The sequence below is a fragment of the Microbacterium sp. NPDC057659 genome, assembly GCF_042799915.1.
Taxonomy (GTDB): Bacteria; Actinomycetota; Actinomycetes; order Actinomycetales; family Microbacteriaceae; genus Microbacterium.
This window is the reverse complement of record NZ_JBHVHU010000001.1, coordinates 367,235-383,825: the sequence shown is the minus strand read 5'-3', so window position 1 is coordinate 383,825 and position 16,591 is coordinate 367,235. Positions and strand designations below refer to the sequence as shown.

Sequence of the window (16,591 nt, the reverse complement as noted above, 5' to 3'; positions counted from 1 at the left end):
GTCACTCGAGAGGCGATGCTCAGGCTGCCTGCACGGCGCGCTCGCGTGCCTTCATGACCTTCTTGTCATGGGCGAGGATGCCGGACTCGTTCTGGCGGAAGAACGCATACAGCGGGGCCGCGACGAACAGCGTCGAGTACGTGGCCACGATGATGCCGACGAAGATCGACAGCGAGATGTCGGTCAGCGTCTCGGCGCCGAGCCAGAACGCACCGATGAACAGGATCGCACCGACCGGCAGTGCGGCGATGATCGCGGTGTTGATCGAGCGCACGAGAGTCTGGTTCACTGCGAGGTTCACGGACTCGCCGAACGTGCGTGCCAGCGTCTCGCCGTCCTCCGTCGTGTTCTCACGCACCTTGTCGAACACGACGGTGGTGTCGTACAGCGAGTACGCGAGGATCGTCAGGAATCCGATCACCGCCGCGGGCGAGATCTGGAAGCCCGCAAGGGCGTAGACACCCACCGTGATGATGAGCACATCCAGCAGGCCCACGATCGACGCGGCCGACATCTTCCAGGTGCGGAAGTAGATGCCGAGGATCAGGAAGGTCAGCGCGAGGAAGATCGCGAGGCCCCACAGGGACTGGCGGGTCACACCCTCACCCCATGCCGGGCCGATGAACGACTTGCTCACCTGGTCGACGGGCACGTCGTAGGCCTCGGCCAGCGCGTCGGCGACGTGATTGGTCTCCTTCGCGGACATCTGCGAGGTCTGAACACGGACGTTCTTGCCGTCGACCACCACGACCTTGGCCGTGGCATCCGGCACGACCGACTGCACTGCTTCGGTCGCGAGATCCTGATTCGTGCTGGCGGGCGCCGTCACGACGAACTGCGAGCCGCCGGTGAACTCGATCGAGAACTGGATCGGGCGGAACAGCGGCACCAGGATCGATCCGACCACCAGCACGATGGCGATGATGAACCACAGCTTGCGCTTCTGGACGAACGGGAAGGACAGCTTCCCGGAGTAGAGCTTGTTGCCGAACTCGTTGAAGGAGAACATCAGGCGTCCCCGTCCTTTCCGGACTCTGCGGAGGCTCCGCCGTCGGGCGCTCCGGCGACGGCCTCAGCGCGCTTGCGTTCGGCGATGGTCTGACGACGCTCGGCCTCGCCGCGCGACGCCTTGGTGCGGGCAGCCTTGCCGCTCGAGGCGGTCTGCACCTGACGGAACTCCGTCCGGTCGCGGTAGACCGCACCGAGCTCCTCGGGGTTGAGCCCGGACAGCGGGTGTCCGCCGCCGAAGAACTTCGTGCGGGCGAGCAGCTGCATCACCGGGTGCGTGAAGATCACGAAGATGAAGACGTCGATCAGCGTGGTCAGACCCAGCGTGAACGCGAAGCCCTTCACCGTGGCATCCGCCAGGATGTACAGCACGACGGCCGCGAGGATGTTGATCGACTTCGAGATGTAGATCGTGCGCTTCGCGCGGGCCCAGCCGTCCTCCACCGCGCCGGTGATGGACTTGCCGTCTCGCAGCTCGTCTCGTATTCGCTCGAAGTAGACGATGAACGAGTCGGCGGTGAATCCGATCGACACGATCAGACCCGCGACGCCGGCCAGTGACAGGCGGAAGCCCATTCGCCAGCCCAGGATGCAGATGATGATGTAGGTCAGCACGCCCATCACGCCGATGGACGCCATGATCACCCAGCCGAGCGCACGGTAACTGAGCAGCGAGTAGATCGCCACCAGGCCGAGGCCGATGAGACCGGTGATCAGACCGATCTGGAGCTGCTGGGAACCCAGGGTCGCCGAGATGGACTGGTTGCTCTCCACCTTGAAGCTCAGCGGCAGCGCGCCGTAGCGCAGCTGGTCGGCGAGGGTCTTCGCGGACTCCTGCGTGAAGCTGCCCGAGATCGACGGCTTGCCGTTGGCGATGACCGCCTGCATCTGCGGGGCGGAGATGACCTTGCCGTCGAGGACGAACGCGAACTGGTCGCGCGGACTCTGGTTGTCGATCCGGTTCTGGTTCAGGCGCTGGCTGACGTCGGCGAAGGTCTTGGTGCCCTTCGAGTCCATCTCCAGCTGCACGAGCCACTGGCCGGACTGCGGGTCGCGGCCCGCCTGAGCCTCGGTGATCGCCGTGCCGGTGAGCTCGGTCGGGCCGAGCAGGTACTTGACCTGGCCGTCGACGCTGCACGCGATCAGCGGCTGGTCCTTCGGCGCGGTCGCCGGGTCGTTCTTCGGGTTCGCGCAGTCGTAGCTGAGGAACTCCGCCTTCAGCTTGTCGGTGATCCAGGACAGATCGCTGCCGTCGGTCGGCTTGGCCGTCGGCGTCGCGTTCATCGTGGCATCCGGCGTCGGGTACGGCGTGCTCTTGCCGTCCTCGCCGACGAAGTCGGTCGCGGGGTCGGTCGTCGCGAGCACCGCGCGCAGCTCGAGCTGCGCGCTCGCGGCGATGCGCTCGCGGGTCGCGTCGTCGGCGACACCGGGAATCTGGACGACGATGTTGCGGCCGCCCTCGGTCGTGATGTCGGTCTCACCGACGCCCGACGCATCGACGCGCTGGCGGATGATGGCGGCTGCCTGGTCGAGCTGCTCCTGCGTCGGGTCCGAGCCGTCGGCGGTCTGAGCGCTCAGGATGATCTGGGTGCCGCCCTGCAGGTCGAGCGCGAGCTCGGGAGCCCACGAGCTCTTGCCGAGGAACACGCCGACGGCGTTGATGCTGAACAGCACCGCCGTGACGATGAGCAGACCGAGGAGGACCCGCCACGCGTGGCGGGTCGGAGAGGTGGATGCCACGAATTGCCGCTTTCTCGTGCGCTGTGAAGCCGCGGGTCAGTTGTCGGAGTCGCCGCGCTCATTGCGCTCGAGGCGCGCGCGGGTCTCCTCCGGGGTCTCGACGTGGTTCGGGTCGGGGAGCTCGGAGTCGGCGACGGTGTCCACGGCGGGAGCTTCCTCGGCCTCGACCTCGTCAGCCGGTGCGTCCTCGGTCGGGTCGACGATGCGAAGGATCGCCTGGCTGTGCACCTCGATCACGGTTCCGGGGGCGATCTCGACCTGTGCGGGCTTGTCGAGGTTCTCCGGATCGAAGGAGACGATCGTGCCGTAGAGGCCACCCTGCAGGAGCACCTTGGCGCCGGGGACGGTCTTGGTCGCCTTCTCCTCCTGCTCGGCCTTCATCTGCTTCTGCCGCTTGCGCGTGTTGAAGAACATGAAGACGAGCAGAAGCGCAAGCAGTCCGAAGAGGATGATTTCCATGACGGGTAGGGCCTTTCCGACGCGCGCACGCCGACGATGGGGCGCGCTATAGGGGGATGCGAAGTCTTCAGCGATTATAGGTCATCGAACAATGCGCCCCCGCCGGGGCGGGCCATGCCGAGGTGCGCGTAGGCCTCCGGCATCGCGATCCGGCCGCGGGGCGTGCGGCCGAGGAAGCCGATGCGCACGAGATAGGGCTCGACCACGCTCTCGACGGTCTCGGCCTCTTCTCCGACTGCGACGGCGAGCGTGCTGAGGCCGACGGGACCCCCGCCGAACCGGCGCACGAGCGCGTCGAGCACGGCCCTGTCCAGCCGGTCCAGCCCGATCGCGTCGACGTCGTACAGCTCGAGAGCGGCCCGCACGTCGCCGATCGACGCGGTGTGGGCTTCGCCGTGCACCAGCGCGTAGTCGCGCACGCGGCGCAGCAGCCGGTTGGCGATGCGGGGCGTGCCCCTCGAGCGCCGGGCGATCTCGGAGAGCGCGTCCGCGGGCAGCCGCACGCCGAGCACCGCGGCCGAGCGCGCGATGACCTGCTCGAGCTCGTCCTCGCCGTAGAACTCCAGGTGCCCGGTGAACCCGAACCTGTCGCGCAGCGGGTTGGGCAGCAGGCCGGAGCGCGTGGTCGCGCCGACGAGAGTGAACGGCGCGAGCTCCAGCGGGATGCTGGTCGCGCCGGCGCCCTTGCCCACCATGATGTCGATCCGGAAGTCCTCCATCGCGAGGTAGAGCATCTCTTCCGCGGAGCGCGCCATGCGGTGGATCTCGTCGATGAACAGGACCTCACCGGGCATGAGACTGCTCAGCAGAGCCGCGAGATCGCCGGCGTGCTGGATGGCAGGTCCGCTGGACAGGCGCAGCGGCCGCTCACTCTCGTGGGCGACGATCATCGCGAGGGTGGTCTTGCCGAGTCCGGGAGGGCCGGCAAGCAGAATGTGGTCGGCGGGGCGCTCCTGGATCCGCGCGGCCTGCAGCAGCAGCTGCAGCTGCCCTCGAACCTTGGGCTGCCCGACGAACTCGTCCAGGCTCGACGGGCGCAGCGCCCCCTCGATCGCCAGCTCGGTCTCGTCGAGCGCCTCGGCGGCGTCCCTGGGCTCAGCCACGGCCTGCTCCGGGGCCGAGGGCGGCGAGCGTGCGGCGCAGCAGCGCGGCGACGGACTCGCGCTCGGCGTCGGTGGCGTCGGCCGCGGTCTGCTCGGCCGCCTCCGCAGCGACCTTCTCCGACCACCCGAGTCCGACCAGCGCGGCTGCGACCTGGTCGGTGACACCGGGCGCAGCGACGCCGGCAGGGGCGGCCGCCACCCGCGGCCTCACCTTGCCGGCGAGCTGCACGACGATGAGCTTCGCGGTCTTCGGCCCGATCCCGGACACGCGCCGGAACGGCGCGTCGTCCTCGTCACCGACCGCCGCGGCGATCTGGTCGACGGTCAGGTGCGAGAGCACGCCCAGCGCGGACTTCGGGCCGACTCCGGTGACGCTGATCAGCTGCCCGAAGATCTCCAGCTCGTCGCGGTCGGCGAAGCCGTACAGCGTGAGGGCGTCCTCCCTAACGATGAGGCTGGTGTGCAGCAGCATCCGCTCCCCCGCCACCGCGGTGTGCGCGACGTCGGCGGGGACGAAGACGGCGAAGCCGACTCCCCCGGTCTCGATGACGACGTGGCCCGAGTCGGCGTGCAGGACGACGCCGTGCAGGGAGGAGATCATGCGTCCACCCTATCGGGCTGATCGTACGTATGTTCGAGCGACACGCTCCGCATCGGCCCAGGCCCGCTGTGCCGGCGTCAGACCGCCCCCGGATCCCGGGTCCGCGGCATCCCGTCGCCAGGCGTGGCAGAGCGCGATCGCGAGCGCGTCCGCAGCATCCGCGGGCTGCGGAGGCGCGTCGAGACGCAGGATGCGGGCGATCATCGACTGCACCTGCTTCTTGTCCGCCGAGCCGTAGCCCGTCACGGCGGCCTTCACCTCGCTGGGCGTGTGCGTCGCTGCCGGCAGGCCGGCCTCGGCCGCCAGCAGCAGGGCGACGCCGCTCGCCTGCGCCGTCCCCATGACGGTGTGGCTGTTCTGCTGCGCGAACACGCGCTCCACCGCGACGGCGTCAGGCCTATGCGTCTCGAGGACCTCGCGGATGCCTGCGGCGACGGCCGCGAGACGCTCGCCGATCGGTGCGTCGATCGGCGTGCGGATGACCCCGACGTGCACGAGCGTGCCGCGGCGCGCGCGGTCGACGTCGACGACGCCGACGCCGCACCGGGTCAGGCCGGGATCGATGCCGAGCACGCGCAGGGAGGTCACTCCCCCAGGCTAGTTATGACGAAGAACCCCCGGACGCAGGCGCGCCAGGGGGTTCTGTCGATCAGCGTCGCTCAGGTCACTCGTCGTCGTTCTCGAGCTCCGCCTGCACCTCGGCGGGGAGGTCGAAGTTGCTGAAGACGTTCTGCACGTCGTCGCTGTCCTCGAGGGCGTCGATGAGGCGGAAGATCTTGCGTGCCGCTTCGGCGTCGATCTCGACCTTGAGGTTCGGCACGAACTCCACGTCCGCCGACTCGTAGTCGATACCGGCCTCCTGCAGTGCGGAACGCACTGCCACAAGGTCGGTGGCCTCGGTGATGACCTCGAAGCCCTGAGCGTGCGGCTCGATCTCCTCCGCACCCGCCTCGAGCGCCGCCATCATGACGTCGTCCTCGGTGGTGCCCTCGGAGCTGACCACGATCACGCCCTTGCGGGTGAAGTTGTAGGCCACGCTACCGGGGTCGGCGAGAGTACCGCCGTTGCGGGACAGCGCGGTGCGCACCTCGGCCGCCGCACGGTTCTTGTTGTCGGTCAGACACTCGATCATCAGCGCGACGCCGTTCGGGCCGTAGCCCTCGTACATGATCGAGGAGTACTCGACGGACTCGCCGCCGATGCCGGCACCGCGCTTGACGGCGCGATCGATGTTGTCCTTGGGGACAGAGGTCTTCTTCGCCTTCTGCACCGCGTCGAACAGCGTCGGGTTGCCTGCGAGGTCGGGGCCGCCCAGCTTCGCCGCGACCTCGATGTTCTTGATGAGCTTGGCCCACGACTTGGCACGGCGCGAGTCGATGACCGCCTTCTTGTGCTTGGTCGTGGCCCACTTGGAATGCCCGGACATAAGTCTCCGCTCGTCTCGTCTCCCGGAGTCGCCTCCAGGGCATCGTCCATTCTAACGAATCGTCAACGTTCCGCCGTCAGCCTTCGGCAGAAGACGCCGCATGACCTCACGTCGCGACTGCTAGCTTCGTCGACATGAAGGCGGGGGCCGACCGACTGCGACCGGACTGGTCGTCGCTGCCGCCCGCACTGCGCGCGCAGGTCGAGACGGTCCTCGGTGGTGGCCACGCGTCCGACTCCCCCGCGCACGGGGGTTTCAGCGCCGGCTACGCCGGGATCGTCCGCTCCGCCGACCGTGCGGTGTTCGTCAAGGCCATCGCCGCCGACGGTCATGCCGACTCGCGCACATTCCTGCGTCGCGAGATCCGGATGCTGCGGGCTGCGCCCGTCGGACTCGCCCCGCGTGTGCTGCACGACATCGATGATGATGCCGGCACAGCGCTGGTCATCGAGGTCGTTCCCGGCAGGCATCCGGGCGAGCCGTGGACCGACGCGCAGCTGCACGCGATCGCCGCCGAGATCGCACGGCTCACCGCCGTCACCGCCGCAGATGCGATCCCGCCTGCGGAGCACTCGATGCTCCCCCACTTCGCACGCTGGGAGCAGATCGCGGGCGACACGATGCTCGCGGCGTCGCTGCCCCGCAGCCTGCAGAGACGGATGCCGCAGCTGCTGACCCTGCAGGTGTCCCTGCCGGCTGCGCTTGCGGGCACCGCGCTCGCGCACGGCGACCTCCGCGCCGACAACATCCTCATCGACGGCGACCGTGCGCGCTTCATCGACTGGCCGCACGCGCGACGGGGCGTGCCATGGCTGGACGGGCCGCTGCTGGTGCCCTCGATCGAGGCGTCCGGCGGCCCGACCTGCGCAGAGGCCTGGCGAGTGCTTCGCGATCATGGCGCGCCGCACGCGACCGAGCTGCTGCCCGTCATCTCCGCGTTCACGTCGTTCCTGTGGTGGAACCAGGCGCAGCCGGACATCCCCGAGCTGCCCGGGCTGCGGGCGTTCCAGCGTGCCCAGGCCGACCCGCTCCTGCGCTGGCTCGATGAGCTGCTCTGACCCTGGCGGGCTCAGCCGCGCGCAGCGACCCGGTCGAGGAAGCGCTGGTGGAAGCGCGGCTCCCCGGAGATCTCGGGGTGGAAGCTGATGCCGAGCAGGCTGCCCTGCTCGACCGCCACCACACGTCCGTCGGGCAGCGAGGCGAGTGTCGCGGCTGAGCGCCCGACGGACTCGACCACCGGTCCGCGGATGAATGCGGCATGCACAGGAGCATCGCCGAGCTCGGGCACGTGCAGCTCGGCCTCGAAGGACTCGGTCTGACGGCCGAAGGCGTTGCGGCGGGTGCGCACGTCCAGGCCGCCGAAGGTCTGCTGGCCTTCGATTCCGTCCACCAGCTCATTCGAGATCATGATGAGCCCGGCGCAGGTGCCGAGCACCGGCATCCCGTCGGCGATGGCCGCGCGGATCGGCTCCTGCAGGCCGAAGATGCGCGAGAGCTTGTCGATCACGGTCGACTCGCCGCCGGGGATCACGAGCCCCGCGACCGTGGCCAGCTCCTCAGGTCGCCGCACCAGCACGACCTCGGCACCGAGATCCGCGAGCAGGGCGGCGTGCTCGCGCACGTCGCCCTGCAGCGCGAGGACGCCGACCCGCGGAGTGGTCACCATCCGCGCTCGGCGAGGCGGTGCGGCGCGGGCAGGTCGGACACGTTGATGCCGACCATCGCCTCGCCGAGACCGCGGGACACCTCGGCGATCACCTTCGGGTCGTCGTAGAAGGTCGTGGCCTTGACGATCGCCTTCGCGCGCTCGGCCGGATTGCCCGACTTGAAGATGCCCGAGCCGACGAACACGCCGTCCGCTCCGAGCTGCATCATCATCGCGGCGTCCGCCGGGGTCGCGACGCCGCCGGCGACGAAGAGCACGACGGGGAGCGTGCCGGTCTCGGCGATCTCGGCGACCAGCTCGTAGGGCGCCTGCAGCTCCTTGGCCGCGACGTACAGCTCATCCTTCGACAGCGCGCCGAGGGCCGCGATCTCGCCGCGGATCTTGCGGATGTGCTTCATCGCCTCGGAGACGTCGCCGGTGCCGGCCTCACCCTTGGAGCGGATCATCGCCGCCCCTTCATTGATGCGACGCAGCGCCTCTCCGAGGTTCGTGGCGCCGCAGACGAACGGCACGGTGAAGTCGTACTTGTCGATGTGGTTCACGTAGTCGGCCGGCGAGAGCACCTCGGACTCGTCGATGTAGTCGACCCCGAGCTCCTGCAGTACCTGCGCCTCGACGAAGTGACCGATGCGGGCCTTCGCCATCACCGGGATCGAGACGGCATCGATGATGCTGTCGATCATGTCGGGGTCGCTCATACGGGAGACGCCGCCCTGGGCGCGGATGTCGGCGGGGACGCGCTCGAGCGCCATGACGGCGACGGCGCCGGCATCCTCGGCGATCTTCGCCTGCTCGGCGGTGACGACGTCCATGATGACGCCGCCCTTCAGCATCTCGGCGAGGCCGCGCTTGACGCGGGCCGATCCGGTGGTCTGCTCAGACATGGAGATCCTCTCGGGACAAAGACATCTATTGGCCTATGCCAAACGATAGCACCGTAGACTCGAAGCGATGCACCAGATAACGGGTTCCACCGCGGCCGAGATCGCCGACAGCATCCGCGCGCTCCGCGAGCGCGGGCTCCTGTCCCCCGGCGACGCGCTTCCCCCGGTGCGTGAACTGGCCGCGTCGCTCAACGTCAACCGGAACACCGCGGTCTCCGCGTACCGGCAGCTCGCTCAGGCCGGCCTCGTGCTCTCCCGCGGTCGCGCGGGCACAGTCATCACCGGAGGCGAGACCGTCGCGCAGGAGGGACTCGCGGCGAACACCGTGCTGCGCGACATCGGCTCAGGCAATCCCGACCCGGCGTTCATCCCGGACCCGACACCCGCACTGCAGCGGATCGTCGGGCGCCCGGTGCTCTACGGCGAGCCCGTCATCGACCCCGCGCTCGACGCGTGGGCCCGGGAATGGGTCGCCACCGACCTGCGGCGCGACGATCTGCGCATCACGATCACCAGCGGCGCGGTGGATGCGGTGGAGCGCCTCCTCGCTCAGGCGCTGATGCGCGACGACGCCGTGGCCCTCGAGGACCCGTGCTTCCTCGCCAGCATCCACACCGCACGCCTGGGCGGCTACCGCACGATCCCCGTGCCGGTGGATGCCGAGGGGATGACCGTCGACGGTCTGCGCGCAGCACTGGATGCGGGCGTCCGGGCGGTCGTGTGCACACCGCGCGCACAGAACCCCACCGGCACCTCGCTCTCCCCCGCCCGTGCTGCGGCTCTGCGCGAACTTCTCGTCGAGCATCCCTATGTGCTGGTCATCGAGGACGATCACTTCTCCGTCCTCTCGCACCGTCCGTACGAGTCACTGATCGGTCCGGAGCACCGGCGCTTCGCACTCGTGCGTTCGGTGTCCAAGTTCCTGGGGCCGGACATGTGCCTGGCGGTGGCAGCCACCGATCCCATGACGGCCGAGCGGCTCGCGATGCGGCTCAGTCCCGGCACGACCTGGGTGAGCCACCTGCTGCAGCGCCTCGCACTGGCACAGCTGCAGGATGACTCGGTGCGGGCGCTGTTCGACGCGGCGTCCGAGCACTACGCGACCAGGAACCGTGCGTTCGCCGAGGGGCTCACCGCACGCGGCATCCCGTGCGAGCCGGGCGACGGGCTGAACCTCTGGGTGGAGCTGCCGGTGCCGGCACGCAGCGCCGCCGAGCACCTGATGCGCCGCGGTTGGCTCGCCCGCACCGGTGACGAGTTCCGTCCCGACGAGGCGACCGCGCCCTCGCACCATCTGCGCCTGACCGTGCACGACCTCGACGCGGACGAGACCACGGCTCTGCTGGACGACCTCGCGGCCGCCGTGCGCCGATGACGCCCCGGCGGGGTGAGAGGATGGCGGGATGAAGATCCTCTCGATCCAGTCCGCTGTCGCCTACGGTCACGTCGGCAACTCAGCCGCCGTCTTCCCGCTGCAGCGGATCGGGGTCGAGGTGCTGCCGGTCTACACGGTCAACTTCTCGAACCACACCGGTTACGGCGCGTGGCGCGGACCGCTGATCGACCCCGCCGACGTGCGCGAGGTCATCACCGGCATCGAGGAGCGCGGCGTGCTGCCGCAGATCGACGCCGTGCTCAGCGGCTACCAGGGCGGCGAGGGCATCGGCGACGTGATCATCGACGCCGTCGCGCGGGTGAAGGCCGCCAAGCCGGACGCCGTGTACGCGTGCGACCCCGTGATGGGCAACGCCAAGTCCGGATGCTTCGTGGCGCCGGCCATCCCCGAACTGCTGCGTGAACGGGTCGTGCCGGTCGCCGACATCATCACGCCGAACCAGTTCGAGCTCGGCTACCTGACGCGAACCGAGCCGGCCACACTCGACGAGACGCTGGCCTCGGTCGACCTCGCCAGGGCGATGGGCCCGTCCGTCGTGCTGGTGACCAGCGTGGAGCGCCCGGATCGCGAGGAGGGCACCATCGAGATGCTCGCCGTCGACGACAAGGGCGCCTGGCTCGTGGCCACCCCGCATCTGCCGTTGAAGGCGAACGGCTCGGGCGACGTGACGGCGGCGCTGTTCACCGCGCACTACGTCGAGACCGGCGACGCGAAGGTCGCGCTGGAGCGCACCGTGTCCAGCGTGTTCGACCTGCTCAAGGCGACGCTCGAGTCGGGCGAGCGCGAGCTGCAGCTGGTGGAGTCGCAGGAGTACTACGCGAACCCGCGGCTGCAGTTCACCGCGCACCAGGTGCGCTGAGCGCTCACTTGCCGTAGGCCTCGCCGAAGGCTGCGATCCACGCCTTGCCGTCCTCGGGGCAGAGATAGGTCGCGCCGAACACCGACACGTCGGCGAAGTTCTTCTCGAGCGCGGCTTTCTGCTCCGGCGTGCCGTTCTTCGGCAGCATCGGCGAGCCGACGATGGTCTGCTTCAGCAGCGCCCCGTCGATCTTGTGACCGTTCAGGATGCCGGTCTCACAGGTGTCCGAGGCCATCGCCAGCAGGATGCTCTCGTCCTTGTCGCTCCAGGTGCCGCCCTGGCTCTTGACCCAGTCGCTCTGCTTCTTGACGAGCTCCTGCTGCGCCGGGGTGGTCGCACGCGGCGGAGTTCCGTCGGTGGGGAACTTCTGCTCGGCGAAGAACGCGTCCCGCTCGGCGAAGGCGTCCTGAAGGCCGTCGGCCGGGTCGCTCGAAGACTTCGGCGAAGGCTTCGCGGAGGCCGACGGCTTCTGACTGCGCTCGGCGTCGGGCGCGGCCGGCGCGCCGGAGCACCCGGCCAGAAGCAGCAGCCCGACGAGTGACGCGGCGATCGCGCCTCCGGCGCGCACAGATGTCCTGATCATGTTTCCCCCCTGAGAACGTGTCGCCTCAGTCTGCCAGGCGGGAAAGTCTGCAGATCAGTTGTCCACAGGCCAGGCGTGGGCGACCGCTTCGCGGACCTCGCCGAGCAGCTGCGGCAGCGCCTTGGTCTTCGCGATGATCGGGAAGAAGTTCGCATCGGAGCGCCACCGCGGCACGATGTGCTGGTGCAGGTGGGCGTCGACGCCCGCCCCGGCGACCGCGCCCTGGTTCATGCCGAGGTTGAAGCCGTCGCAGTTCGAGACCTCACGCAGCACCCGCATCGCGGTCTGCGTGAGCGCACCGATCTCGGCCACCTCTTCGGGCGTCGCCTGGTCGTACGTGGCGATGTGCCGGTACGGGCAGACCAGCAGGTGGCCCGAGTTGTACGGGAAGAGGTTCAGCAGCACGTACGCGGTCTCGCCGCGGGCGACGATCAGACGGTCGGCGTCCGCATGCTTGGGGGCCTCGCAGAACGGGCATTCCTCGCGCAGCGGCTCGGGCCCAGCCTGGATGTACGCCATGCGGTGCGGAGTCCACAGCCGCTGGAACTCGTCGGGGACCCCGGCGAGATGCGCGGCGTCCTCGACGTCAGTCATTGCCCGGCTCCTGAGCGAGCGAAGCGAGCGCCGTACTGAACGAGCGCAGCGAGACGAAGTGACGAAGGTTCACGCCAGGTCCTCGGCCGCCATCACCCTGGCGTGCGCGGCGACGGCCGCGCGGATGCGGTTCACGGCGTCCGCCACCGGCACGCCGTTCTCCTGCGTGCCGTCGCGGAACCGGAACGAGACGGTGCCCGCGGAGCGGTCCTGCTCGCCCGCGATCAGGATGAGCGGCACCTTCGCGGTGGTGTGGTTGCGGATCTTCTTCTGCATGCGGTCGTCCGAGTGGTCGACCTCGGCGCGCAGCCCCTCGGCCTTCAGCTGGCCGATGACGCCGTCGAGATACTCGGCGTACTCCTCGGCGACGGGCACGCCCACCGCCTGCACCGGCGCGAGCCAGAGCGGGAAGTCACCGGCGTAGTGCTCGAGCAGGATGGCGAAGAAGCGCTCGATCGAACCGAGCAGCGCGCGGTGCACCATGACCGGGCGGTGCTTCTGCCCGTCCGGGCCGGTGTACTCCAGCTCGAAGCGCTCCGGCTGGTTGAAGTCCAGCTGGATGGTGGACATCTGCCAGGTGCGGCCGATCGCGTCGCGCGCCTGCACCGAGATCTTCGGGCCGTAGAACGCCGCCCCGCCCGGGTCGGCCACCAGTTCGAGGCCGGACTCGAGCGCGACCTCGCGGAGCGTGTCGATGGCGGTGCTCCACTGCTCGGGCTCTCCGAGGAACTTCGGGTTGCCCTCCTCGTTGGTGGAGAGCTCGAGGTAGAAGTCGTTCAGGCCGTAGTCGCGCAGCAGCTCGAGCACCAGGTTCAGGTTGGTGGTGAGCTCCTCGCGCACCTGGTCCTGGGTGACGTAGATGTGCGCGTCGTCCTGGGTCAGCCCGCGCACGCGGGTCAGACCCGAGAGCGTGCCGCTCTTCTCGTACCTGTACACGGTGCCGAACTCCGCGAGGCGCAGCGGCAGCTCTCGGTACGAGCGACCGCGCGAGCGGAAGATCAGGTTGTGGAACGGGCAGTTCATGGGCTTCAGGTAGTAGTCCTGGCCCTGCCGGGTGACGTTGCCCTCGTCGTCGACGATCTCGTCGAGGTGCATCGGGGGGAACATGCCGTCGGCGTAGGTCTGGAGGTGCCCTGAGGTCTGGAACAGATCCTTCTTGGTGATGTGCGGGCTGTTGACGAGGTCGTATCCGTTGCGCAGGAGGTGCTTGCGCAGGTTCTCCTCGATCTCGTAGCGGATGATCCCGCCCTTGGGATGGAAGACCGCGAGGCCCGAGCCGATCTCGTCGGGGAACGAGAACAGGTCCATCTCGACGCCGAGCTTGCGGTGATCGCGGCGCTCGGCCTCGGCGAGGCGCTCCTGGTACGCGCGCAGCTCGTCCTTGGTCGGCCAGGCGGTGCCGTAGATGCGCTGCAGCTGCGGGTTCTTCTCACTGCCGCGCCAGTAGGCGGCGGCGATGCGGGTGAGGTCCCAGCCGTTGCCGATCATGCGTGTGCTGGGCAGGTGCGGCCCGCGGCAGAGGTCCTTCCAGGCGACCTCGCCGTCCTTCGTGACGTTGTCGTAGATCGTCAGCTCGCCGGCGCCTACCTCGACGGAAGCTCCTTCTGCGGCATCCGCTCCGGAGCCGGGGCCGCCGGCCAGGTCGATGAGCTCGAGCTTGAACGGCTCGTTCGCGAGCTCGGCGCGCGCCTCGTCCTCGGTGACGACGCGGCGGGTGAAGCGCTGCCCCTCGCGGACGATGCGCTGCATCTCCTTCGAGATCGCCTTGACGTCCTCGGGGGTGAACGGCGTCTCGACGCCGAAGTCGTAGTAGAAGCCGTCGGTGATGAACGGGCCGATGCCGAGGTTCGCCTCGGGGCGGATGCGCTGCACCGCCTGGGCGAGCACGTGTGCCGTGGAGTGGCGCAGGATGTCGAGGCCGGCCGGGCTGTCGATGGTGACGGGCTCGACGACGTCACTCTCCGTCACCGTCGCGGCGAGGTCCTTCAGGACACCGTTGACGCGCATCGCGACGACAGAACGGTCGGTGAACAGGGCGAAGCCATCGCGCTTCTCGGCGTTCGGCTGGGCGTTCTCAGACACAGACAATCTCCATCCAGGGGTCGTACCCAGATTACTCGCCCCGCGTGCGCGCCCCGGACCGCAGGCACATCGACAGCACGACGCCCACCACGCTGACCAGAGCCGCGATCAGGAACAGTGCCACGAACCCGTGGACGCCCGTCGCGCCGGCGATGATCAGCATCGCGATCGGGGCCCCGAAGGACGAGCCGACCGTGCGGAGCACGCCGTTGACGCCGAGCAGCCCACCGAGCTCGTGCGGCTCCGCCCCCTGCGCGATGAGATCCGCCACGACGGTCGTGCCGATGCCGGCGCCGAGGCCCATCACCGCGTAGAAGACGATGTTCGCGATGAGGTCGTGCGGCCACAGCGCGATGCCGACCGCCCCGACGGCGATCAGTGCCATCGCGATCGCCGAGACCCAGGCAGAGCGCATCCAGCGCATGAGGACCGAGGCGAACCTTCCGCCGATGAACGCGACGATGGTGCCGGGGAACATGATCCACCCGGTGGCCTGCGTGCCCATGCCTGCGCCCACGGGCTGCGGAGTCTGCAGCAGCAGCGGCATGCCCACGTAGAAGAGGTACGGCACGAAGCCGAGCAGCACGGCCAGCACATTGCCGATCGCGATCGTCGGTCGCCACAGCACCGGGAGGTCGAGCAGGGGTGCCGCGACCCGCCGCTCCACGATCAGCAGCGCGACACCGGCCAGCACGGCGACGACGGCCGAGGCGATGATGCCCGGCGAGGTGATCCCCCAGCTGGACGCCTGCGAGACGACGAGCAGGATGCCGACGAGGAGCGCGGCGAGCAGCCCGATGCCGACGAAGTCGACGCGCGCCTGTCCGTGCACGGCGTGCGCCGGCACCGACGCGGCGACGAGGAGCATCGACACCACGCCGAAGATCGCACCCACCCAGAAGAGCACCTGCCAGGGAGCCAGGCTGGCGATGATGCCGCCGATGACGAGCGCGAGTCCCGCGCCGAGGCCGACGGTGCCGCTGAGCCAGCCCGTGGCCGATCGCCTGGTGCCGTCGGTCAGGTGCGTGCCGACGATCGCGAGAGCCAGGGGGAACGATGCCGTCGATGCGCCCTGCAGCACCCGACCGACAAGGATGACGGTGAGGTTCGGCGCGACCGCCGCGATGATGCTGCCTGCCACGAAGACGCCCATGGCGATGAGGAGCATCCTGCGGTGCCCGAATCGATCGCCGAAGGAGCCGAGCACAGGAGCGGCGACGGCACCGCTGAGCAGGTAGGCGGTGAGGATCCAGCTCACGCCGATGCCGTCGGTGTGCAGGGCGCCCTGCAGCGCGGGCAGCACCGGCAGCAGCATCGTCTGCATCATCGAGTAGGTCAGCACCGCCACTGCGAGGGCGAGCACGAACCACCTGCGCGGCCTCGGCTCCCGGTCTCGAGAAGCGGATGCCACGACGGGCAGCGAGTCGGTCGTCATCGGAACTCCAATCGGAACGGAATGTTCCGTTCAGCCGCTTGATCCTAGCTCCCCTCTGCTACCGTGGCCAAATGCCCGTCGATCCCGCAGCCGCTCCCGGGCGGGTCCGCGAAGCCCGTGCGAACGACGCCGCGCTCTTCCGCGCCGCGCGCGACGTGTTCGCCGAACGTGGCTACGACGCCCCGATGTCGCTGATCGCCGAGCGGGCCGGCATCGGCGTCGGCGGCATCTACCGTCGGTACGCGAGCAAGGACGATCTGATCCGCGAGCTGCGCCGCAGCTCACTCGAGGACATCGTGCAGACAGCACGCTCCAGTGCGACGGATGGCGGGCCTGATGGCGCGGTCGCGCTCTTCCTGCGCACACATCTCGGACAGGCAGGCGGACATCTCCCCACGCTGCTGAACCGCAGCACGCCGATGACCCCCGAGATCGAGCGACTCTCCGAGGAACTCCACGATGCGCTGAGCGCGCTCGTCGCTCTGGACGCCGAGCGCGGACTCGTGCCCGAAGGCTTCGGCCCCGGAGATGTCATGGCCGCGATCGTGCACCTGCGACCGTCGGCATCCGATGATCCTGATGAGGACCGCGCGCTGAATCTGCGCCATCTCGAGTACTACCTGCGCGGCCTGCGCGCCTCGATCACCGACCCGGTGGACGTCGGAGCGTCGATGAGCTGGGACGACTGGATGCGCCACAACTCGATGCGCTGACCTGAGTGACCCGGTTCAGTCGGTGCGTGCCGCGGCCGTGGG

The 16,591-nt window shown here is 69.1% G+C and carries 17 protein-coding genes; 4 read left to right on the top strand and 13 right to left on the bottom strand.

The features are described from left to right. Positions 1-19: 19 nt before the first annotated feature. From secF to ACFVAE_RS01860, 7 genes are all read right to left on the bottom strand, one after another. Positions 20-1,009: a protein translocase subunit SecF gene (secF, locus tag ACFVAE_RS01890; protein WP_378887338.1), complete on the bottom strand. Its 990-nt coding sequence runs from the start codon at positions 1,007-1,009 to the stop codon at positions 20-22. After that, positions 1,009-2,748, bottom strand: a complete 1,740-nt coding sequence (gene secD, locus ACFVAE_RS01885) for a protein translocase subunit SecD (protein ID WP_378887336.1) — start codon at positions 2,746-2,748, stop codon at positions 1,009-1,011. The genes secF and secD overlap by 1 nt, the downstream gene beginning before the upstream one ends. A 36-nt stretch (positions 2,749-2,784) precedes the next feature. Beyond that, positions 2,785-3,207: a preprotein translocase subunit YajC gene (gene yajC / locus ACFVAE_RS01880; protein ID WP_378887334.1), complete on the bottom strand. Its 423-nt coding sequence runs from the start codon at positions 3,205-3,207 to the stop codon at positions 2,785-2,787. Between the two features lie 74 nt (positions 3,208-3,281). Next, positions 3,282-4,310 (bottom strand): Holliday junction branch migration DNA helicase RuvB, encoded by a 1,029-nt coding sequence (ruvB, locus tag ACFVAE_RS01875; RefSeq protein WP_378887332.1) that lies wholly within the window; start codon positions 4,308-4,310, stop codon positions 3,282-3,284. Then, on the bottom strand, positions 4,303-4,911 hold the full coding sequence (ruvA, locus tag ACFVAE_RS01870) for a Holliday junction branch migration protein RuvA (RefSeq protein WP_378887330.1): 609 nt from the start codon (positions 4,909-4,911) through the stop codon (positions 4,303-4,305). Before ruvA ends, ruvB begins: the two co-directional genes overlap by 8 nt. A 9-nt stretch (positions 4,912-4,920) precedes the next feature. Then, positions 4,921-5,499 carry a crossover junction endodeoxyribonuclease RuvC gene (ruvC, locus tag ACFVAE_RS01865; RefSeq protein ID WP_378887328.1) on the bottom strand — a complete coding sequence of 193 codons (579 nt, stop codon included), beginning with the start codon at positions 5,497-5,499 and terminating at the stop codon, positions 4,921-4,923. 76 nt (positions 5,500-5,575) lie between these two features. After that, a complete protein-coding gene (locus ACFVAE_RS01860) occupies positions 5,576-6,337 on the bottom strand; it encodes a YebC/PmpR family DNA-binding transcriptional regulator (RefSeq protein ID WP_378887326.1) in 762 nt (253 codons plus the stop codon). A 134-nt stretch (positions 6,338-6,471) separates the two neighbouring features. Between ACFVAE_RS01860 and ACFVAE_RS01855 the strand changes: the two genes are divergently transcribed. After that, positions 6,472-7,395 carry a phosphotransferase gene (locus tag ACFVAE_RS01855; RefSeq protein ID WP_378887324.1) on the top strand — a complete coding sequence of 308 codons (924 nt, stop codon included), beginning with the start codon at positions 6,472-6,474 and terminating at the stop codon, positions 7,393-7,395. Positions 7,396-7,406: 11 nt separating this feature from the next. Here the strand turns inward: ACFVAE_RS01855 and pdxT are convergent, their stop codons facing one another. Both pdxT and pdxS read right to left on the bottom strand, forming a co-directional pair. Next, positions 7,407-8,003 (bottom strand): pyridoxal 5'-phosphate synthase glutaminase subunit PdxT, encoded by a 597-nt coding sequence (gene pdxT, locus ACFVAE_RS01850; protein ID WP_378887322.1) that lies wholly within the window; start codon positions 8,001-8,003, stop codon positions 7,407-7,409. Next, positions 7,997-8,887: a pyridoxal 5'-phosphate synthase lyase subunit PdxS gene (gene pdxS / locus ACFVAE_RS01845; RefSeq protein WP_157312608.1), complete on the bottom strand. Its 891-nt coding sequence runs from the start codon at positions 8,885-8,887 to the stop codon at positions 7,997-7,999. Before pdxS ends, pdxT begins: the two co-directional genes overlap by 7 nt. Before the next feature lie 67 nt (positions 8,888-8,954). Between pdxS and ACFVAE_RS01840 the strand changes: the two genes are divergently transcribed. Next, positions 8,955-10,262, top strand: a complete 1,308-nt coding sequence (locus tag ACFVAE_RS01840) for an aminotransferase class I/II-fold pyridoxal phosphate-dependent enzyme (protein WP_378887320.1) — start codon at positions 8,955-8,957, stop codon at positions 10,260-10,262. A gap of 28 nt (positions 10,263-10,290) precedes the next feature. Next, positions 10,291-11,142: a pyridoxal kinase PdxY gene (gene pdxY / locus ACFVAE_RS01835; RefSeq protein WP_378887318.1), complete on the top strand. Its 852-nt coding sequence runs from the start codon at positions 10,291-10,293 to the stop codon at positions 11,140-11,142. A 4-nt stretch (positions 11,143-11,146) separates the two neighbouring features. Here the strand turns inward: pdxY and ACFVAE_RS01830 are convergent, their stop codons facing one another. The 4 genes from ACFVAE_RS01830 to ACFVAE_RS01815 all read right to left on the bottom strand — a co-directional run bounded on the left by ACFVAE_RS01830 (position 11,147) and on the right by ACFVAE_RS01815 (position 15,836). Then, positions 11,147-11,725 (bottom strand): hypothetical protein, encoded by a 579-nt coding sequence (locus ACFVAE_RS01830; RefSeq protein WP_378887316.1) that lies wholly within the window; start codon positions 11,723-11,725, stop codon positions 11,147-11,149. A gap of 54 nt (positions 11,726-11,779) precedes the next feature. Next, positions 11,780-12,319 (bottom strand): HIT family protein, encoded by a 540-nt coding sequence (locus ACFVAE_RS01825; protein ID WP_378887314.1) that lies wholly within the window; start codon positions 12,317-12,319, stop codon positions 11,780-11,782. A gap of 69 nt (positions 12,320-12,388) precedes the next feature. Continuing rightward, positions 12,389-14,326, bottom strand: a complete 1,938-nt coding sequence (gene thrS, locus ACFVAE_RS01820) for a threonine--tRNA ligase (RefSeq protein ID WP_378890441.1) — start codon at positions 14,324-14,326, stop codon at positions 12,389-12,391. Positions 14,327-14,432: 106 nt separating this feature from the next. Continuing rightward, complete coding sequence (locus tag ACFVAE_RS01815) at positions 14,433-15,836, bottom strand: MFS transporter (RefSeq protein WP_378887312.1); 1,404 nt, start codon at positions 15,834-15,836, stop codon at positions 14,433-14,435. A gap of 71 nt (positions 15,837-15,907) precedes the next feature. On the opposite strand from ACFVAE_RS01815, the gene ACFVAE_RS01810 reads away from it, so the two are divergent. After that, a complete protein-coding gene (locus ACFVAE_RS01810; RefSeq protein ID WP_378887310.1) occupies positions 15,908-16,549 on the top strand; it encodes a TetR/AcrR family transcriptional regulator in 642 nt (213 codons plus the stop codon). Positions 16,550-16,591: the final 42 nt, after the last annotated feature.